Genomic DNA, 17881 nt, shown 5'->3' with positions numbered 1-17881 from the left:
CCCGGATTCCGGACGGTCGGTCGGAGTCGATTCAACGCTGTCTGATGTCGTACTGGCGACCGCACTTCGGGCAGGTGTTCCGGGTGAGTCGGAACTGCGACTTCAGTCGACGGCGGACGCCTCCGACGTCGCCCTCCGGAGGGAACTCGGCGTCTATCACCTGTCCGCAGTGCGGGCACGCCACTGCCGCGACTGCCATACCAATCGTTCGAACGTGATGGATAGTATATCTTTTTAAACGCCGTCGGGAACGTCAGCCCGTCTAACCGGTATCGGAGTCGCTCGGAGAACGCGTCGTCTGACGAGAAAGCGCCGGTTCGGTGCACCGAGTTAGCCGTGGTTCCACGGGGCTTCCTCGAAGTCGACGATGCGGTGACGGTCCTCGATTCCGTCGATCGCGTCCACGTCGTCGGCGTCGAGTTCCACGTCGAGTGCGGCGTAGTTCTCCGTGATGTGGTCCGGCGAGGCGGCTTTCGGGATGGCGGTGACGTTCTCTTTCTGCATCAACCACGCGAGAGACACCTGCGCGGGCGTCGCGTCGTGTTTCTCCGCCACCTCACGAATCTCCGGCACGTCCGCCACCTGATTTCGGGCGATGGGACAGTAGGCCACCAGTCGGTGGTCGTGTTCGACGGCGAGTTCGTGAAGTTCGTCCTGCGGGAGCATCGGATGCATCTCGACTTGGTGCGCGTAGACCGGCGCGTCGAGTCGGTCGATGGCGTCTTCGAGTTGGTCCGGTCGGAAGTTGCTCAGGCCGATTCGGTCGATTACGCCCTCGTCGACGAGTTCGTCCAAGGCCGGGAGCGTCGCTTCTGGGTCGTACGTCTGTATCGGCCAGTGGACGTACATCAGGTCGATACTGTCCGCGCCGAGTTTCCGAGCGCTCTCGCGCGTCGATTCGAGGACGTCGTCGTACGCGAGCGACTCCGTGTCTATCTTCGAGGCGACGAACAGGTCCTCTCGGTCCACGTCCGCGCGCGCAATGCCGTCGCCGACGGCCGCCTCGTTCTCGTACCCCTGCGCGGTATCGATGTGGCGGTAGCCGACGTCTACTGCCGTCTCGACCGCAGTCGCGCACTCGTCGAGGTCGTCCATCTGGTACGTCCCGAGACCGAACTGCGGAATATCCATACCGCCCTCTCGGACACCAGTGGGTCAACGGCTACGGTCCCGGCAGAGTCGTCGGGTACCGCCGTCGGCCCGCCCCGCGGTCCTGTAACGGGACCGACACCACTAATCCCGTAACGGGTCAACGAGGAAGCGATGACCGACTCCGATGCGGACTCAGACGCCACCTTCCTGCTGTACGGCGCGTACGGCTACACCGGGCGACTCGTCGCCGAGGCGGCGGCCGAACGCGGTCTCGAACCGATTCTGGCCGGACGCGACTCCGAGCGGGTGTCGGCCGTCGCGTCGGACCTCGACCTCCCGAGTCGGACGTTCGACGTGCGGGAGGCCGCCGCGTTCGTCGACGACGTGGACGCCGTCCTCAACTGCGCGGGGCCGTTCGAGAAGACGGCGGACCCGATGGTCGACGCCTGCATCCGAGAGGGGACGCACTACCTCGACATCACGGGCGAACTCTCCGTCTTCGAGCGAATCAAGCGGCGGGACGCGGAGGCCGACGACGCGGGCGTGACGCTCCTCCCCGGCGTCGGGTTCGACGTGGTCCCCACGGACTGTCTCGCCGCCCACCTGAAGCGGCGACTCCCGGCGGCGACGCATCTCGCTCTCGGGTTGGACGCCGCGGGAACCATCTCGAAGGGAACGACGAAGACCGTCCTCTCGGGCATCGGCGACGGCGGCGCGGTCCGCGAGAACGGCGACCTGCGGTGGGTCCCGGTCGGCCACAAGACCCGCGCCATCGACTTCGGCGAGGGCCTGAAGCGCGCGGTCACCATCCCGTGGGGCGACGTGTCGACGGCCCACGTCACCACCGGGATTCCGAACATCGAGGTGTACGCCGCAATGCCTCCGGCGGGCCGCCGACTCCTCGGGGCCGCGAACTACCTCGGCGGCCTTCTGAGCGCCGCGCCCGTGCAAGCGGTCCTGCACCGTCTCGTGGACCGGTACGTCGAGGGACCGGACGAACGGACCCGCAGAGAGGGCTACGGCCTCGTCTGGGGGGAGGCCCGGTCGCCGGGCGGCCGCGTCGTCTCCCGCCTCAGAACGCCCGAGACGTACCGCTTGACCGTCGAAACGTCGCTTCTGTGCGTGGAGAAAACCCTCTCGGGCGACGCGCCGACGGGCTATCAGACGCCCGCCTCGGCGTTCGGCCCGGACCTGATTCTCGAAGTCCCCGGCACCGAACGCGTCGATATCGACGGCGACGAGGTGGTCGAACGGGTCAGCGGGCCCGAACTCGAAGAGACGACGGGTCGAGGCGGGGGCGATTACTGACGCGGGCTACAGGTCGAGTTCGACGGGCGAGAGGCCCGTCGAGGCGGTGAACTCTCGAATCTTCTCGGCGCGGGCGGCGATTTCGTCCGGCGCGTGAGAGTCGGTGCCGACGACGAACTCGACGCCCGCGTCCCGCAGAGCCGAAAAGAGGGCGGGCGTCGGGTGGAACTCGCCGTAGTCGTCGAGGACGCGCCCGGCGTTTATCTCGGGGACCGTCCGCGAGTCGGCGAACGCCCGCGCGACGCGGTCGTACTGGTCTTCGGTCGCGAGGCCGCGAAGCGCGGCGTTGCGTTCGACCAAGTCGACGTGGGCGGCTATCTCGAACAGTTCCGACTCCGCGAGGGCGACCACTTTCTCGAAGTATCGCTCGACGGTCGCGCGGCGTTCGGCCTCCGACATCGCGGCGAACGGTTCCTCGTAGTGGACGTTCGTCCCGTCGAGAGAGTGGACGCTCCCCACCGTGTAGTCGAACGCCGCCTCGTCGAGGAACGCTCGAATCTCCGCTTCGGCGTCCGGTTCGTAATCCATCTCGGCGGAGTCGTACACCTCGATTTCGAACCGGTCGCGTAACTCCTCTATCGCGCCTCGGCGTCGGGGGTACGTCTGGTCGAGGGCGAAGCCGTATGCGTCTCGAAAGCGCCGTATCCGCTCGTCTGGGACGACGACGCAGTGGTCTGCGATGCCGACGCCCGACAGTCCGGCCGCCTCCGCGGCCCCGAGCATCGACGGGAGGAAGTCGCCGTCGGAGTAGTTCGAGTGGACGTGGTAGTCGTACACGTTGGTCGTCGATAGGGGGCCGTCGGGATAGAACCTTGCGCCGCCGTGCGAACGTTTCCCACGACGTGTTCGATTCGAACGAACGTGCGGTTACCTGACACGGAATCGTCCGTCCGAAACGGTTTTGAGTCGCGCTGGCACACACTCGGTATGCCGAAGGAACCCGAAACCGGGTACGACCCGTCGCTGGGTCGGAAGTTCATTTTCGTAACGGGGGGCGTGATGTCCGGCCTCGGAAAGGGAATCACCGCCGCGAGTACGGGACGACTGCTCTCGAACGCCGGATTCGACGTGACGGCGGTCAAAGTCGATCCGTATCTGAACGTGGACGCGGGGACGATGAACCCCTACCAACACGGCGAGGTGTACGTGTTGAAAGACGGCGGCGAGGTGGACTTGGACCTGGGGAACTACGAACGGTTCCTCGGGACGGACATGACCTCGGACCACAACGTCACCACGGGCAAGACGTACCAACACGTCATCCAAAAGGAGCGTTCGGGCGACTACCTCGGGAAGACGGTCCAGATTATCCCCCACATAACCGACGACATAAAGCGCCGCATCCGCGAGGCGGCCGAGGGGACGGACGTCTGCATCGTCGAAGTCGGCGGCACGGTGGGTGACATAGAGGGGATGCCCTACCTCGAAGCCCTCCGTCAGTTCGCCCACGAGGAAGACGACGGCGACATCCTGTTTACGCACGTCACCCTCGTTCCGTACTCGAAGAACGGCGAGCAGAAGACGAAACCGACGCAACACTCCGTGAAGGAACTCCGAAGCACCGGCCTCCAACCCGACATCCTCGTCGGCCGGTCGTCGGACAAACTCGACTCCGAGACCAAAGAGAAGATAGCGCTCTTTTGCGACGTGCCGACGGACGCGGTGTTCTCGAACCCGGACGTAGAGGACATCTACCACGTCCCTCTGATGGTCGAAGAGGAGGGATTAGACGAGTACGTCATGGAGCGTCTGAACCTCGCGGACGAGGCCCTTCCGGCGGACGAACGCGACAACCGGTGGCGCGAACTCGTCACGCGCGACCGGACCGAGTCGGTCGATATCGCACTCGTCGGGAAGTACGACCTCGAAGACGCGTACATGTCGGTCCACGAGGCGTTGAAACACGCCGGTATCGAACGCCGGACCGACGTGAACGTGCTGTGGGTGGATTCGGACGAGATGCTCGACAAGCACGCGGACCGCCTGAAGGGGGCCGACGGCGTCGTCGTCCCCGGCGGGTTCGGCACCCGCGGCACCGCGGGGAAGATAGAGGCCATCCGCTACTGCCGCGAGAACGACGTGCCGTTCCTCGGCCTCTGTCTCGGCTTCCAGATGGCCGTCATCGAACACGCCCGTAACGTCCTCGGACTCGACGGCGCACACTCCGCCGAAATCGACTCCGACACGGACCACCCAGTCATCGACCTCCTGCCCGAACAGTACGAACTCGACGAGATGGGCGGGACGATGCGTCTCGGCGCCCACGAAACCGATATCGAACCCGGTACCTTGGCCGAACGCGTCTACGGCGACACCGTCTGCACGGAACGACACCGCCACCGCTACGAGGTCAACCCCGAGTACATCGACGAACTGGAATCCGGTGCCCTCACGTTCTCCGGGCGCGCAGCGAATCGTATGGAGATTCTCGAACGCGACGACCATCCCTACTTCCTCGGGACGCAGTTCCACCCCGAGTTTCGGTCGCGCCCCGACCGCGCCAGTCCGCCGTTCGTCGGCTTCTTAGACGCCGTCCTCGGCGAGTTAGACGCCCGCAACCGCGAGGAGGTGGAGGCCTGATGGTCGACGCGGACTCCTTTATCGACGACGCGGTCGAAGAGATTCGCGACGCCGTCGGCGACGAACACGCCATCATCGCCCTCTCGGGCGGCGTGGACTCCTCCGTCGCGGCGGCACTCGCCTACCGGGCCATCGGCGACCAACTCACCCCCGTCTACGTGGACACGGGCCTGATGCGCGAAGGCGAGACGGCGCAGATTCGCGACACCTTCAGCTACATGGATAGCCTGCAGGTCGTCGAGGGTGAGGACCGCTTCCTCGACGCACTCGCGGGCGTCACGGACCCCGAAGAGAAGCGCAAGGTCATCGGCGAACAGTTCATCCGCGAGTTCGAACGCGAGGCGAAGGCGTCCGACGCGCAGTACCTCGTGCAGGGGACCATCTACCCCGACCGAATCGAGAGCGAGGGCAACATCAAATCCCACCACAACGTCGGCGGCCTGCCCGACGTGGTGGACTTCGAGGGCATCGTCGAACCCGTCCGCGACCTGTACAAAGACGAGGTGCGGGACGTCGCCCGCGAACTCGGCCTCGAAGAGATAATCTCCGAGCGGATGCCGTTCCCCGGCCCCGGACTGGCCGTCCGCGTCATCGGCGAGGTGACGAAGGAGAAAGTCGAGGTGGCGCGCGCGTCGTGTCACGTCGTCGAAGACGAAGTCGAGAAACACGACCCCTGGCAGGCGTTCGCCGCCGTCATCGGGAAGGGAACCGGCGTGAAGGGCGACAACCGCGTCCACGGCTGGATCGTCGCCGTTCGCTCCGTCGAATCCCGCGACGGGATGACCGCGCGGGCGCAGGAACTCCCGTGGGAGACGCTCCAACGCATCCAATCGCGCATCACCGGCGAGAACGAGAACGTCGCTCGCGTCGTCTACGACGTAACGCACAAGCCTCCGGCCACCATCGAGTACGAATGACCGTGCTCATCGCAGGCGAAGACGCAGACGGACTCGGCGACGCCCTCCTCGACTACGGTGCGGACCTGACCCGCATCGAGGGGATGGCGACCCGAGAATCGCTCCTCGCGGCGGGAATCGAGACGGCGGACCTCCTCGTCCTCACGGAGATGGACGACGCCTCGGCGATTCCGGTCGCGAAAGAAGAGAACCCCGACGTGCGCGTCGTCACGTACGCCCGCGACTCCCTCCCGGAGTTCGTCCGCGGGCAGACCGACCTCGCGGTCGACCCCGACCTCCTCTCGGTCGACGTCGTCGCCGAGGAACTGGTCGGCGCGTAAGCGACCCCGGCCGCACTCGAAATTTTTCGCTCGAACCGCGACCCCTCGGTACGGACTGTTTCACCGAATAAATCCGAATTAAACCCACGTTCCGGGGTTGAAACGGCTGAAATCGAACTTACGGTCGTCACGGTTGAAGTGGGTCCCACTCGTAGCGAGAAACGCGATGAGGTGACCGATGCCCATCGCAATCGCCGTGACGTCTCCCCGTTCACCGGGGCGTCGCAGAACTCCGCGGCCGACGCGCCCGCCCCACCCACCCGCGACGGCCGCGAGACGACACGACGCACTCGCGGCGGCCGACGCCACCGCGTCTGTCGCGTGCCGGCACCGCGGTTGACCGCAACCGCGACGGCGGACCCCGTCTCACCCCACTTCGTCCCATCCCACCCGACTCCCCCCGGGGTTCGACGACGACGGGTTCGCCCTCGCCGAGTGCGAGTGCCGTTCCGCCTCGGGCGACGGTTCGTTCGGCACCCGAATCGTCGGCTTCCGTGCGGGCCGACCACCAGAGGCACCCTTCCGGAGGCCGACTCGTCTCCGGGCGAACGACCGGATACCGCGGACACCGCGTCCGCGCGTCGGGTCGAGGCAGTTCGTTAGCTCACGTTCCCGAACGGTTCACCGCGACGTGGTCTCTCGGTTCCGTTCGGTTCGACGCCTCGCTACTCCTCTTCTCTCGGTCCCCTCGTGAGAGTGGACGCGCCGAGTCGTGACTTCGCTCGGGTCCTCGTCCGCCCACGTCCGGATTTATGCCTCCGGCGGGCCTCCGTTCGCGCATGGCAGACGAGTTCGACGTCCTCGCCGCGGCCGAATCGACTCTCGACCCCGACGACTCGGAGGTCGAAACGGCGGAACTGGTCGTCTCCGACGACGTGTTGGTGAAGGCGTTCGCCCTCGGTCCGGGCGCGACGCTCTCCCCGCACGAACACGGAGAGAGCACGAACGTCTTTCACGTCCTCCGCGGGTCGGTCACCGTCGTCCGGGACGGAGAGGAGGAAGTCGTCGACGCGCCCGGCGTCGTCCGCCACGACAGAGGCGTCTCTCACGGCGCGCGAAACGAGACGGACGAGACGGTGCTTTTCACGGCGAGTCTCTGTCCCCTGCCGGAGTGACGACGCCGTACGTTCGGCCCCGAACCCGGTCCGGTCCGTCGGGGGTGGGTTGCCACCGTCGAAACCGACATACGCACCGCTGTTGAACTGCCGCCGATGAGCGACCGCGTCCGCGTCGCCGCCGGGGCCCGCATCCACTTCGGGTTCGTGAACCTGAGCCTCGCGCACGAACGCCTCTACGGAGGACTCGGCGTCGCCCTCGACGACCCGGAGACGAGGGTGGTCGCCGAACCGGCAGAGCGGGTGGTCTGTGCCGACGCGCACGCCCGCGAGTACGCCGAACGCGCGGCGAACGTTCTCGGCGTCGCGGGCGCGCGGGTCGAAGTCGAGTCCGCACTCCCGCGACACGCCGGACTCGGAAGCGGCACGCAACTGGCGCTGGCCGTCTTCGCCGCCGTCGCCCGGGCCAACGGTAGAGAGAGCGACGAACGCGCCGCCGCGCCCGAACTCGGACGCGGCGGCCGGTCCGGCGTCGGCGTCGCCGCCTTCGAAGACGGCGGGTTCCTCGCGGACGCGGGACATCCGACGGCCCGCTTTACCACCGCCCGCCCGGACGACGGCGAGTGGACGGTGCCGCCCGTCGCCGTCCGACACGACGTGCCGGCGGAGTGGCGCTTTCTCCTCGTCGAACCCGATATCGACCCCGGACGCGACGGCGACGAGGAGGACGACAGCATGCGCGCGGTGGTCGAACGCGCCGACCCCGCGGTGTCGGACCGCATCGCGGGCGTCTTGAGTCGCCGCCTCCTCCCCGCCGTCGCCGCCGGCAACGCGGAACGGTTCGGCGAAGCGGTGGAAGACATCGGCCGACTGAACGGGTCGTGGTACGCCGACGAACAGGGCGGAGTCTACCGCCCGCCCGTGGGCGAACTGGTCGCGACGCTCTCTGAGCATCCCGCGGTGTACGGCGCGGGGCAGTCGTCGTGGGGGCCGACGGTGTACGGCATCACCGACGCCGCACGCGCGTCGGAGGCGCGCGCGGCCGGGCGGGCCGCCTTAGACGCCGCGGGCGTCGACGGCGAGGTGCGAACGGTCTCCGGACGCAACGTCGGCGCGCGGGTCGAACACGGGGACGACGCGCCCCGAAACGGTTAACGGAGGGGACCGAGACGACGGAGCATGGACAGCATCCCCTTCGGGGTGTCCCGTCTCGATTCGATAATCGGCGGCGGGGCGCCGCCGGGTACGGTCGTTCTCCTCGTCGGCGAACCCGGGGCCGGTGCCCGCGAGTTCGTCTACACGAGTGCGGCGATGAACGCACTCGCGCACGCCGACGACGAACTGTTCGACCTCCACTACGGGTCGCTTCACGACGACGCGTCCGTCCCCCCGGAGATTCACTACCTCTCGTTTATCGACGACGAATCGGCGATTCGGCGGGAGATGGCGTACGTTCTCGACGAGGAGTTCCTCGACGCCGCAGTCGACCGCATCCGGTTTCACGACCTCAGCCCCGAGTACTTTCAACTCAGCCCCATCCCTCGGGAGTGGTACATGGGGGAGACGACGACGCTCCGTGACCTCGGCGAGTCGCACAACCGCGAGTCGGTGATGACCGCGCTCGGCGGACTGTTGAGCGAGAACGCGCCGAACAACCTCGTCGTCATCGACTCCATCACCGACCTCGTCGGGTCCGTCTCGGAGGAGGTCGAGTGGGAGGACATCGCGATGCTGATGCGCGGCCTCGGGAAGGTATCGCACGAGTGGGGCGGACTCGTTCTCGCTCTCGCCAGTCGCGAGACGCTCGAACGGACGGAACTCGGACATCTCGTCGACGCCGCGGACGGGACTCTCCAGTTCGAGTGGGAGACCGGCGGGTCGAAACGCGCGCGGACGCTCGTCGTCCGAGAGTTCCGCGGCGTCCTCTCGCGCCTCGAAGACGAAAACATCGTCCGCTTCGAGACGGAGATACACGAGAGCGGGTTCGACGTGACGGACGTTCGGAAGATTCGCTGACAGCTCTCCCGGAAATAGTTAAGTAAGAACAACGTAACGTTCGCACGAATGGGAGGGGAGCAGGTGGAGTCACTGTCAGACGAACTCACGCGATGGCTCGACCGGAAGGCCGAGGAACTCGGGACGAGTCGCGCGGAAGTCGTATCACGCGCAGTCACCGCGTACCGTCTCGTAGACGAGAACCACGAATCGCTGGCCGACGCGGCGGCGAGCGACGAGGACGGGTCGAGACGCGACGAACTGACGGGCCGCCTCGACGAACTGGAGGCGGAGTTCGACGAGAAACTGACAGACGTCCGAGAGAGAGTCGTCCAAGTGAAGCGCGAAGCCGACGAGAAGGCCCCCGTCGGTCACGACCACCCGGAGACGTCCGCGCGCGTCGACGAAATCGACGCGGAGTTGACGGCGTTGGACGAACGGATCGAAGCCGGGTTCGGAAACTACGAGGAGATTCTCGACTATCTGACCGAGACGACGGACGACGCCGAGGCGAAACTCGACACCCTCGCGACGGCCGTGGTGGACCTCAGACGCCGCGCCGACGAGTTAGAGCGGTCGAACGCCGAGTCCGCCGCGGCGACCGAACTCAAGCGCGAGGCGAACCGGACCGGCATCGAGAAAGCGTCCTGTGAGAACTGCGAGGCGTCCGTCTCCGTTTGCCTCCTCGACGGACCGTACTGTCCGCACTGCACGTCGACGTTCGACGGCGTGCGGCCGAAACGGGGTCTCTTCGGCACCGCGACGCTCACCGTCGGCAACCGTCCGAAACTCGAAGGACCCGACACCGAGGAGGCGCCCGAGGGCCTCTTCGAGGAGGGCGCGTAGGCGTGGGAGACGACGAGAGCGAGAGCGACCCGTTCTCCGACCTCGCACGTCGCGTCGCGACCAGACGCGGCCGCGAGTTGGAGGCGGCGGACGACGACGGCGAACTCGGAGGCGGACCGACCCCCGACGAACGGACGGGCGAGGAGACGCCCGAGGAGTCGGCTCCGTTGTCCGACCTCGCACGTCGGGTCGACGAACGCCGCGCGTCGCGTTCGACCGCGGAGAGAGACGGCCTCTTCGAGGAGATGAGCGCGGGCGACGTGGACGAAGAGACGATGTGGGCGAGTCTCACCGATGCGGAGGACGCGGACGCGAACGCGGCGGGCGTCGGAACCGGGGCGTCCGCGGCGGAGGCGGGCGACGAGGGGGCGGGACACGACGACCACGTCGTCCCGAAAGCGGAGTTCTGCGAGCAGTGTCCGTATCTCGCCGACCCGCCGGAACTCGCGTGCGACCACGGCGCGGCCGAAATCGTCGAAGTCGTGGACGCCGACAACTTCCGGGTGCGGCACTGTCCGATGGTGGACGACGCCGAGTGAACGGGTCGGCGTCCGAGACGCCTTTCAGTCCGCGGCGCGAAGACCGCTTCATGCAGTTTTGCGACGAGTGCGGTTCCATGATGGTCAACCGAGACGGCGAGATGGCCTGCACCGACGACGACTGCGGGACCACCGCCGAACAGGACCGAGAGTTGGCGGCACAGTTCGTCTCGACCGAAGAACAGAGCGGCGACGAACTCATCGAAACCGAGGAGGGCGCCGACTTCGAGGGCAAACCCACCGCCACCGACGTGACGTGCGACGACTGCGGCCACGGCGAGGCGTGGTACACCATCAAACAGACCGGCTCCGCCGACGAACCGCCGACGCGATTCTTCAAATGCAAAGAGTGCGGACGCAGGTGGCGCGGATACAACTGAGGTCAGTCGGCAGCCTCTTGTGACACCTCGTTGAACTGTCTTGTATGGCCCTCCGCGAACGCCTCCGCCCGTGGCACGGTCTGTTGGTCGCCGTCTTCCTCGTCGGCACGGCGTGGTCGCTATCGGAGACGGCGGACCCGTTCTCGCTTCCGGCGGTCGTCTTCGGCGTCTTCTACGGCCTGCTTTGGGCCGTCGGCTTCCAGTTCACCGTCGGTATCCTGTGGGCGTACGCCGTCGAGTACCACAACGCGGGCGGGAGTTGGACCGACCTGCCGTTCGTCGCCCCGTTCGCCGTCGCTCTCGTCGCCGGTGTCGCAGTCGGCGTCGCGTTCGAGGACGTCGGCGTCGGCGCGTGGGCGGCGTTCTGGACGTTCGTCGTCGCGGCGGCGGCCGTCGCCGTCGCCGTCTGGATTCGGGTCGGCTACCGCGAGTCCGCCACCTGAAGGAACGGCAGGAGGAAGTCGGCCACCCGAACCGCGACTTTCCCCGCCTGCCCGATGAAGAAGTGGTCGGCGCTGAACTCCACCACCGACTGCTGCGTCTCGCGGGCGCGTTCGACCACGGGACCCCACTCGACCGTATCGTCGCGCGTCCCGTAGAGGACCTGCACGGGCACCGGGATGTCGTCGAACGACGCGACCACGTCTAAGTCCTGCGCGAGGCGGGCCGTCGGCGCGAGTGCGGAGACGGCGGCGACGGACTGCGTCCGTCGGCATGACGAGCTTCGCTCGTCAGCGTCCGCGTCCGCGTCGGCACCCTCCGCGACGGCGAGAAGCGCCGTCGTCGCGCCGAAACTGAACCCGAACAGCCCCACGCGGTCGTATCGCTCCCGCGCCCACGCGACGGCGTTCGTCGCGTCCGCTTTCTCGCCGCGCCCCTCGTCCCACGCGCCGTAGTCGAACCGGAGACAATCGACGCCGCGGGCGGTCAGTTCGTCGCTCACGGCGACGAGTCTGTCGTCGCCGCGGTGTCCGCCGTGTTGGGGGTGCGGCGGGCAGGCGACGACGCACGCCGTCGCGTCCGTTCCGTCCGCCTCGTCGAGCGATGCCCGAACGTCGCGGCCGCCGGGGACGAGTACCGTCTCGGCCATACGACCTCTCTCTCGCGTGAGGTTTTAAGCCCGGCGTGACCAAAAAGGAGGTATGGGAATCCTCTCGCGCACGTCGTACGTCATCCGGTCGAAGATAAACGCCATCCTCAATCGGTCCGAGGACCCCGGAGAGACGTTGGACTACTCCTACGAGAAGATGCGAGACGAACTCCAGCAGGTCAAACAGGGTATCGCCGACCTGACGACCCAAAAGAAGCGACTGGAGATTCAAAAGCGCCGACTCGAAGAGAACGTCGAGAGACACAACGAACAGGCGCGCGAAGCCGTCAATCAGGACCGCGACGACCTGGCGCGGCAGGCGTTAGAGAAGAAGCAATCGAAGATGAACCAGATAGAGGACCTAGAGACCCAGATTGCGAACCTCCAAGAGACCCAAGACAGCCTCGTCGACAAGAAGAACCAACTTCAGAACCGCATCGAGGAGTTCCGCACCAAAAAGGAGACGATGAAGGCCCGGTACGACGCGGCGGAAGCCTCCACGCGCGTCTCCGAGGCGATGTCCGGCGTCGGCGACGAGATGGCCGACGTGGGCCGCGCACTCGAACGCGCGGAGGACCGCACCGACGAGATGGAGGCGCGTTCGGCGGCGATGGACGAACTCGCCGACACGGGCGCGTTCGACGACGCCCTCTCCGATAAGGACTCCATCGACCGCGAACTCGAATCCGGACGGTCCTCGCGAGAGGTCGACACCGAACTGGAGACGCTGAAAGCCGATATGGGCAAAGGCTCCCCGCCGGAGACCGAAAGCGACGACGGCGAGACGGCGGACGTAGAGTCCTCGGACGTCGACGTCGCGGACGAAGACGTCGAAGCCGAACTGGAAGAACTGCGGAACGAAGACGACGCGTAACGGCCCGAGTGGCCACGACGACTTTATCGCGCGTCGCTGAACGTCTCTCACGACAGATGGGTTTCGACGACGAGAACGACGCCGAGTCGGACGGAGGCGAACCGAGCGACACGATGCGCGAACGCGCGAGCGAACACAGAGTGAAACTGTGGCTGCTTTTGTACGCGAATCGGTGGGCCGTCGCCGCCGTCCCCCTCCTCTTCGTGTTCGGGTCGCTGGTCGTTCTCGGCGCCATCGACCCGGTACCGCTGCAGTCGGTGGTCGCGTCGTCCGACCCCATCGAGACGGTGTTTCAGGCGCTTCTGACCGCGACTATCACCGGCGTCACGCTCGTCGTCTCCATCAACTCGCTCGTTCTCTCGCAGGAACTCGGTCCGTTGGGCGACCAGAGACAGCGGATGTCCGGCGCGATGGAGTTCCGCCGCGACGTCGAGGACGACTTGAGCGTCACCGCGGCACCGCCGGAGCCCTCCGCGTTCCTCAGGGCTCTCGTCGTCGCAGTCTCGGACCGCGCGGAGGCACTCGGCGACGCAGTCTCGGCGAACGACCTCAGCGGGGAGGACGAACTCGGGCCGCGCATCGACGACTACGTCGCCGGATTGCGCGGGAACGCCTCGGAGGTGTCCGACGAACTGGAGGAGGGGCAGTTCGGGACGTTCGACGTCCTGTTCGCCGCACTCGACTTCAACTACTCGTGGAAGATATACCAGGCGCGACGTCTCAGAAACGAACACGAGGACCTCCCCGACGCCGTCTCGGAGGCGTTCGACGAACTCGTGAACGTGCTGACGTACTTCGGCCCGGCCAGAGAGCACTTCAAGACGCTGTACTTCCAGTGGGAACTCATCAACCTCTCGCGGGCGATGATGTACGCGGCGGTGCCGTCGCTCGTCGTCTCGACTGCGGCCATCCTCTACATCGACGACCCCGGAACCATCACGGGAACCGTCTTCGGCGTCGGCAACGTGGTTTGGACCGTCTCGGCGGCCGTCGCCGTCGCCGTCTTCCCCTTCACGATACTGATATCGTTCATCCTCCGCATCGCCACGGCGGCCAAGCGGACGCTCTCTATCGGACCGTTCATCCTTCGGTCGGAGAACCGAAGCGAGAACCTCGACTGAGAGGCGCCGCGCCGCAAACCTCAATTCAACGGAGTGCTGACAGTTAGGAAATGACGGACGTGACCGAGGCGGTCCGGCGCGCGCGGGACCCAGAGACCAGAGCCGAGTTCGACCGCCGCGTCGAGTCACAGGCCGCCGACGTACTCGAAGACGTCCGCTCGGGCCGACTCGACAACCGGGACTTCGCGGTGGGGCTCGAACTGGAGGCGTACGCCGTAGACGAGATGGGACGTCCCGCGGCCGTCCCGGAGGCGGCGTTCGACGCTCCGCACTGCAGTCGGGAGTTGGGCGTCCACAACCTCGAACTGCACACGCACCCGGACTCGGTGGCCGAAACCGGGTTCCGGCGGCAGGCGGCGGCCTTGGAGGCGGCGCTTTCGAGCGCTCGCGCGGTGCTCGACGAGGAGAACCGACGCGTCGTCCTCGACGGGATGTGGACGATACCGCCCGCGGAGGGCACCGAGGCGTACCTCGACGCCGGAGCGGTGACAGACGGCGTGTTTCGCGCCGAACACATGCGCCCGATTCCGCGCTACGTCGCGTTGGACGACGCGATTCGGACGCGCGCGGACGGTCGAATCTCGATGGGGCTTCCGGGACTCGACGACGCTCGCTCTATCCTCGTGGAGTCTCTGACCACGTCGATCCAACCGCATCTACAGATTCCGACGGCGACTGACCTCCCGCGGTATCTGAACGTCGCGACGCGGACGATGGGGCCGGTGCTCTCGCTTTCGGCCAACTCGCCGTTTCTCCCCGCCGACCGCTACGAGGGACTCGACGCCGAGGAGGTACTCGCGGAGACGCCCCACGAGTGTCGCGTCCCGGTCTTCGAACGCTCGGTCAACGTGGACGGGGCAGAGAAATGTCGCGTTCCCGAGGACTACGGCGACGTGGAGGACGTCGTCGAACGAATCGTCGCGGACGAGACGCTCGCGCCCGTCCTCTCGGACGCGAGCGACGACGGCGAGGACGAGGAGGCGGACGGCTCGTACGCCGCCTCTATCCCCGAGTTCGTCACGAAGCGCGGCACGTTCTGGCGGTGGGTCCGGCCGGTCTTCGGCGGCGACGTTCCCCACGACGGGGACGGACGGACGACGGGCCCCGACAACGACGACGCGTCGGTCCGAATCGAGTACCGACCGCTCCCGACGCAACCGACGGTCCGCGATACGGTCGGGATGCAGGCGCTCGTCGCCGGACTCGTCCACGGCGTCGTCGTCGCGGACCACCCCGTGGAGTCGCTCCCGTGGGCGGACGCCCGAGACTCGTTTTACGCCGCCGTCGCGGACGGCCCGGACGCCGACCTGCGGTGGGTCGGGAACCACGGCGACCGAATCGACGCGACGCCCGCCGTCCGCGACGAGGTGTTCTCGCTCGCCCGACACGGCCTGCGCGAGTTGGGCGTCTTCGACGACGCGGCGGAGTGGCTGCTCTCGCCCATCGAGGCCCGACAGAGCGCGGCGCACACGTCGCCGAGCGCGTGGAAACGCGCTCGGGTCCGCGACCGGTTAGAGGCGGGCGACGCCCTCCCCGACGCCGTCCGCGCGATGCAAAGAGAGTACGGAGAGAAGGCGGCGACCGGACGGGCGTTCGCGACGTGGGACCGAGAGTAAGGGCGAACGAGGTGCGGAGACCGAAGACGCCTCAGTCGGTCCGCCGCGCGCCGGTTCCGCTCCGGTTCAGGTCGTCGAGGAGAATCCGTCCGTCTTCGATAGGCACGCCCCCGTAGTCGTCTTCGTCGAGGAGGAGCGCACCGTCCAGGTCGGCGTAATCGAGAAGCGGCGCGAGGTGGCAGGCGGCGGCGATGGCGGCGTTCGACTCCACCATGCAACCGAGCATCACTTCCAGCCCGTGCGCGCGGGCGGCGTGGACCATCCGCTTTGCCTCCGAGAGGCCGCCGCACTTCATCAGTTTCAGGTTCACGATGTCCGTCCGGTCTGCGACGGCGGGCACGTCTTCGAGCGTCACGCAGGACTCGTCGGCCGCGATGGGGAGCGCACTCCGTTCGTAGACGAACTTCAGCCCCTCGGGGTTCTCGGCGGCGACCGGTTGCTCGACGAACTCGACGCCGTACTCCGCGAGCATCTCCGACTTCCGAACCGCCTCGCGGGGCGTCCACCCCTCGTTCGCGTCGACGCGAATCGTCGCGTCGGGTGCGCTCTCGCGGACCGCTTCGACTATCTCCTCGTCGCGGTCGGTTCCGAGCTTCACCTTCAAGACCGGATAGCCCGCGTCGACGGCCGCCGCCGTCTTCTCTCTGATTCGCTCCGTTTCGTCCAGCCCGATGGTGAAGGAGGTGGGCGGGCAGTCGTCGGCGTCTAACCCCCACTGACGGTAGAGCGGGAGGCCGAGGCGTTTCGCGGCCAAGTCGTGGAGTGCGATACTGACCGCGGCGCGGGCCGCCGGGTTGTCGTTGACCGTCTCCGCCATCCGCCGCTCGATTCGCGCTATCGCGTGGGCGTCGCCGACGGTTTCGACGTCGCGAAGCAACGCGGGGAGGACCGCTTCGACGGTGTCTGCCGTCTCGCCGTAATGCTCGGAGGGGGCCGCCGCGCCGACGCCCGTCATCCCGCCGTCGTCGGTGATTCGGACGACGACGTTCTCGGCTTCGGTCTGCGTCCCGCGGGCGATGGTGAAGTCGTCCGCGAGCGGAAACGACGCCCGTTCGAACTCCGTCGTCAGCGCCATCAGTTCTCCTCCACCACGGCGTCGAGGATCTCGTCGGCGTCGAAGCGAACCACGTCGGTTGCGGGCGCGCCGAGCGAACTCGCGTACGACTCGACGGCGTCGCGCGCCGCGCCGTCGTCCTCGACGCCGGAGGTGTTCAGCGCACCCGCGACGACGGACCCCTCGTGGACGGGCGCGGCGAGGTTCTCGTAGAGGCCGACGTACTCCGAGACGGGCGGTATCTCGAACTCCTCGTAGCCGTGGATGGCGTCGCGCCCCTCGGCGTGACACAGGACCATCGCATCGGGCATCGCGCCGTGGAGGATACCGCAGGTGACGGCGGAGTAGGCGGGGTGGGTGATGCTTCCCTGTCCCTCCACGAACAGCACGTCGTAGTCGTCGCCGACTTCCAGAATCATCTCCTCTACCGCGCCGGCGGTGAAGTCGCTGACCACCCGGTCGACGGGGTTCCCCCACCCCGCTATCATGATGCCCGTCTGCCCCGTCGGGATGAACCCGGCGTCGATGCCGCGTTCGCGCGCCGCCGCGACCAGTTCCAGGGAGACGGTCATCTTGCCGACCGAACAGTCGGTGCCGACGGTGAGAACCACGTCGGCGTCCACGTCGGCGGACCGGCCCTGCGCGACGGTCAGGTCGTCGTGAGGCTTTCGCACGTCGTTCAGTTCGACGCCGTACTCGTCCGCGAGTTCGACGAACTCCTCGTCCTCGGAGAGGAAGTAGTGCAGACCGGCGATGACGTCACAGCCGCGTTCCATGGCGGTTCGGACGTCGTCGCGCCACGTCTCGTCGAACTCGCCGCCGATGGGCGAGATGCCGACGAGCAAGGCGTCGGCGTCGGGCGCGTCGTCCATCGATGCGACGACGGGGACGTCCGGCAGGTCGCGTCTGTGGTCCGACGCGGAGGTACCGGGGTTGTCCCGGTCGAGCACCGCGACCACGTCGTAGTCGGCGTATTTGAGGACGCCGGTGGCCGTCTTCGCGCGTTCGGGGAACTTCTCGTGTGCGAGCACGACGACCCGTTCCGGGCTGCCGCCGTCGGTCCGTGTGGTAGTCATCGTGCCTCAGACGACGGC

At 67.1% G+C, this 17881-nt stretch carries 20 protein-coding genes; 14 read left to right on the top strand and 6 right to left on the bottom strand.

Going from position 1 to position 17881, the window contains the following annotated elements:
- Window positions 1–31: 31 nt before the first annotated feature.
- Entirely contained in the window at window positions 32–199 is a 168-nt protein-coding gene (locus BM167_RS18480) for a CpXC domain-containing protein (RefSeq protein ID WP_177213330.1), read from the bottom strand.
- A 131-nt stretch (window positions 200–330) separates the two neighbouring features.
- Window positions 331–1131: an aldo/keto reductase gene (locus BM167_RS09965; RefSeq protein WP_092892021.1), complete on the bottom strand. Its 801-nt coding sequence runs from the start codon at window positions 1129–1131 to the stop codon at window positions 331–333.
- A gap of 132 nt (window positions 1132–1263) precedes the next feature.
- Between BM167_RS09965 and BM167_RS09960 the strand changes: the two genes are divergently transcribed.
- Entirely contained in the window at window positions 1264–2400 is a 1137-nt protein-coding gene (locus BM167_RS09960; RefSeq protein ID WP_092892019.1) for a saccharopine dehydrogenase family protein, read from the top strand.
- A gap of 6 nt (window positions 2401–2406) precedes the next feature.
- Here the strand turns inward: BM167_RS09960 and BM167_RS09955 are convergent, their stop codons facing one another.
- Window positions 2407–3177, bottom strand: coding sequence for a PHP domain-containing protein (locus BM167_RS09955; RefSeq protein ID WP_092892017.1), 771 nt, complete (start codon window positions 3175–3177; stop codon window positions 2407–2409).
- Between the two features lie 150 nt (window positions 3178–3327).
- Between BM167_RS09955 and pyrG the strand changes: the two genes are divergently transcribed.
- The 10 genes from pyrG to BM167_RS09895 all read left to right on the top strand — a co-directional run bounded on the left by pyrG (window position 3328) and on the right by BM167_RS09895 (window position 11475).
- Window positions 3328–4980 (top strand): glutamine hydrolyzing CTP synthase, encoded by a 1653-nt coding sequence (gene pyrG, locus BM167_RS09950; RefSeq protein WP_092892015.1) that lies wholly within the window; start codon window positions 3328–3330, stop codon window positions 4978–4980.
- Window positions 4980–5897 carry a glutamine-hydrolyzing GMP synthase gene (gene guaA / locus BM167_RS09945; protein ID WP_092892013.1) on the top strand — a complete coding sequence of 306 codons (918 nt, stop codon included), beginning with the start codon at window positions 4980–4982 and terminating at the stop codon, window positions 5895–5897. Before pyrG ends, guaA begins: the two co-directional genes overlap by 1 nt.
- On the top strand, window positions 5894–6217 hold the full coding sequence (locus BM167_RS09940) for a DUF7126 family protein (protein WP_092892011.1): 324 nt from the start codon (window positions 5894–5896) through the stop codon (window positions 6215–6217). Before guaA ends, BM167_RS09940 begins: the two co-directional genes overlap by 4 nt.
- Before the next feature lie 779 nt (window positions 6218–6996).
- Window positions 6997–7332, top strand: a complete 336-nt coding sequence (locus BM167_RS09925) for a cupin domain-containing protein (RefSeq protein ID WP_092892005.1) — start codon at window positions 6997–6999, stop codon at window positions 7330–7332.
- A 96-nt stretch (window positions 7333–7428) separates the two neighbouring features.
- Window positions 7429–8427 carry a beta-ribofuranosylaminobenzene 5'-phosphate synthase family protein gene (locus BM167_RS09920; RefSeq protein ID WP_092892003.1) on the top strand — a complete coding sequence of 333 codons (999 nt, stop codon included), beginning with the start codon at window positions 7429–7431 and terminating at the stop codon, window positions 8425–8427.
- A 24-nt stretch (window positions 8428–8451) separates the two neighbouring features.
- Window positions 8452–9288: an RAD55 family ATPase gene (locus BM167_RS09915; RefSeq protein WP_092892001.1), complete on the top strand. Its 837-nt coding sequence runs from the start codon at window positions 8452–8454 to the stop codon at window positions 9286–9288.
- 63 nt (window positions 9289–9351) lie between these two features.
- On the top strand, window positions 9352–10113 hold the full coding sequence (locus BM167_RS09910; protein ID WP_143095492.1) for a coiled-coil domain-containing protein: 762 nt from the start codon (window positions 9352–9354) through the stop codon (window positions 10111–10113).
- Window positions 10114–10115: 2 nt separating this feature from the next.
- Window positions 10116–10652 carry a DUF8135 domain-containing protein gene (locus BM167_RS09905; protein WP_092891997.1) on the top strand — a complete coding sequence of 179 codons (537 nt, stop codon included), beginning with the start codon at window positions 10116–10118 and terminating at the stop codon, window positions 10650–10652.
- 50 nt (window positions 10653–10702) lie between these two features.
- On the top strand, window positions 10703–11032 hold the full coding sequence (locus BM167_RS09900; RefSeq protein WP_092891995.1) for a transcription factor S: 330 nt from the start codon (window positions 10703–10705) through the stop codon (window positions 11030–11032).
- 44 nt (window positions 11033–11076) lie between these two features.
- Window positions 11077–11475, top strand: coding sequence for a hypothetical protein (locus BM167_RS09895; RefSeq protein WP_092891993.1), 399 nt, complete (start codon window positions 11077–11079; stop codon window positions 11473–11475).
- Here the strand turns inward: BM167_RS09895 and BM167_RS09890 are convergent.
- Window positions 11454–12122, bottom strand: coding sequence for an alpha/beta hydrolase (locus BM167_RS09890; RefSeq protein WP_092891991.1), 669 nt, complete (start codon window positions 12120–12122; stop codon window positions 11454–11456). The genes BM167_RS09895 and BM167_RS09890 overlap by 22 nt on opposite strands.
- Window positions 12123–12174: 52 nt before the next feature.
- Here BM167_RS09890 and BM167_RS09885 point away from each other — a divergent pair, with 52 nt between their 5' ends.
- From BM167_RS09885 to BM167_RS09875, 3 genes are read left to right on the top strand one after another with little or no spacing between them, the layout of a single operon-like run.
- A complete protein-coding gene (locus tag BM167_RS09885; RefSeq protein WP_092891989.1) occupies window positions 12175–12996 on the top strand; it encodes a PspA/IM30 family protein in 822 nt (273 codons plus the stop codon).
- A gap of 56 nt (window positions 12997–13052) precedes the next feature.
- On the top strand, window positions 13053–14117 hold the full coding sequence (locus BM167_RS09880) for a DUF7972 family membrane protein (RefSeq protein ID WP_092891987.1): 1065 nt from the start codon (window positions 13053–13055) through the stop codon (window positions 14115–14117).
- A 50-nt stretch (window positions 14118–14167) separates the two neighbouring features.
- Window positions 14168–15733, top strand: coding sequence for a glutamate-cysteine ligase family protein (locus tag BM167_RS09875; RefSeq protein WP_092891985.1), 1566 nt, complete (start codon window positions 14168–14170; stop codon window positions 15731–15733).
- A gap of 31 nt (window positions 15734–15764) precedes the next feature.
- Here BM167_RS09875 and BM167_RS09870 read toward each other — a convergent pair whose 3' ends face one another.
- Both BM167_RS09870 and BM167_RS09865 read right to left on the bottom strand, forming a co-directional pair.
- The gene (locus BM167_RS09870) at window positions 15765–16808 is read right to left on the bottom strand and encodes a dipeptide epimerase (protein WP_092891983.1); all 1044 of its coding nucleotides are present in this window, start codon (window positions 16806–16808) and stop codon (window positions 15765–15767) included.
- On the bottom strand, window positions 16808–17863 hold the full coding sequence (locus tag BM167_RS09865) for an N-acetyltransferase DgcN family protein (RefSeq protein ID WP_092891981.1): 1056 nt from the start codon (window positions 17861–17863) through the stop codon (window positions 16808–16810). Before BM167_RS09865 ends, BM167_RS09870 begins: the two co-directional genes overlap by 1 nt.
- Window positions 17864–17881: the final 18 nt, after the last annotated feature.

Origin of the sequence: Halopelagius inordinatus (assembly GCF_900113245.1) — an archaeon.
In the GTDB taxonomy this organism is placed as follows: Archaea; Halobacteriota; Halobacteria; order Halobacteriales; family Haloferacaceae; genus Halopelagius; species Halopelagius inordinatus.
This window is presented reverse-complemented; position numbering and strand designations above follow the sequence as displayed.

Excerpts from the sequence above, each read along its gene's own strand:
- BM167_RS18480 (WP_177213330.1), bottom strand. The coding sequence starts at position 199 with ATGGCAGTCGCGGCAGTGGCGTGCCCGCACTGCGGACAGGTGATAGAC.
- BM167_RS09965 (WP_092892021.1), bottom strand. The coding sequence starts at position 1,131 with ATGGATATTCCGCAGTTCGGTCTCGGGACGTACCAGATGGACGACCTC.
- BM167_RS09960 (WP_092892019.1), top strand. The coding sequence starts at position 1,264 with ATGACCGACTCCGATGCGGACTCAGACGCCACCTTCCTGCTGTACGGC.
- pyrG (WP_092892015.1), top strand. The coding sequence starts at position 3,328 with ATGCCGAAGGAACCCGAAACCGGGTACGACCCGTCGCTGGGTCGGAAG.
- guaA (WP_092892013.1), top strand. The coding sequence starts at position 4,980 with ATGGTCGACGCGGACTCCTTTATCGACGACGCGGTCGAAGAGATTCGC.
- BM167_RS09940 (WP_092892011.1), top strand. The coding sequence starts at position 5,894 with ATGACCGTGCTCATCGCAGGCGAAGACGCAGACGGACTCGGCGACGCC.
- BM167_RS09925 (WP_092892005.1), top strand. The coding sequence starts at position 6,997 with ATGGCAGACGAGTTCGACGTCCTCGCCGCGGCCGAATCGACTCTCGAC.
- BM167_RS09920 (WP_092892003.1), top strand. The coding sequence starts at position 7,429 with ATGAGCGACCGCGTCCGCGTCGCCGCCGGGGCCCGCATCCACTTCGGG.
- BM167_RS09915 (WP_092892001.1), top strand. The coding sequence starts at position 8,452 with ATGGACAGCATCCCCTTCGGGGTGTCCCGTCTCGATTCGATAATCGGC.
- BM167_RS09900 (WP_092891995.1), top strand. The coding sequence starts at position 10,703 with ATGCAGTTTTGCGACGAGTGCGGTTCCATGATGGTCAACCGAGACGGC.
- BM167_RS09895 (WP_092891993.1), top strand. The coding sequence starts at position 11,077 with ATGGCCCTCCGCGAACGCCTCCGCCCGTGGCACGGTCTGTTGGTCGCC.
- BM167_RS09890 (WP_092891991.1), bottom strand. The coding sequence starts at position 12,122 with ATGGCCGAGACGGTACTCGTCCCCGGCGGCCGCGACGTTCGGGCATCG.
- BM167_RS09885 (WP_092891989.1), top strand. The coding sequence starts at position 12,175 with ATGGGAATCCTCTCGCGCACGTCGTACGTCATCCGGTCGAAGATAAAC.
- BM167_RS09880 (WP_092891987.1), top strand. The coding sequence starts at position 13,053 with ATGGGTTTCGACGACGAGAACGACGCCGAGTCGGACGGAGGCGAACCG.
- BM167_RS09875 (WP_092891985.1), top strand. The coding sequence starts at position 14,168 with ATGACGGACGTGACCGAGGCGGTCCGGCGCGCGCGGGACCCAGAGACC.
- BM167_RS09870 (WP_092891983.1), bottom strand. The coding sequence starts at position 16,808 with ATGGCGCTGACGACGGAGTTCGAACGGGCGTCGTTTCCGCTCGCGGAC.
- BM167_RS09865 (WP_092891981.1), bottom strand. The coding sequence starts at position 17,863 with ATGACTACCACACGGACCGACGGCGGCAGCCCGGAACGGGTCGTCGTG.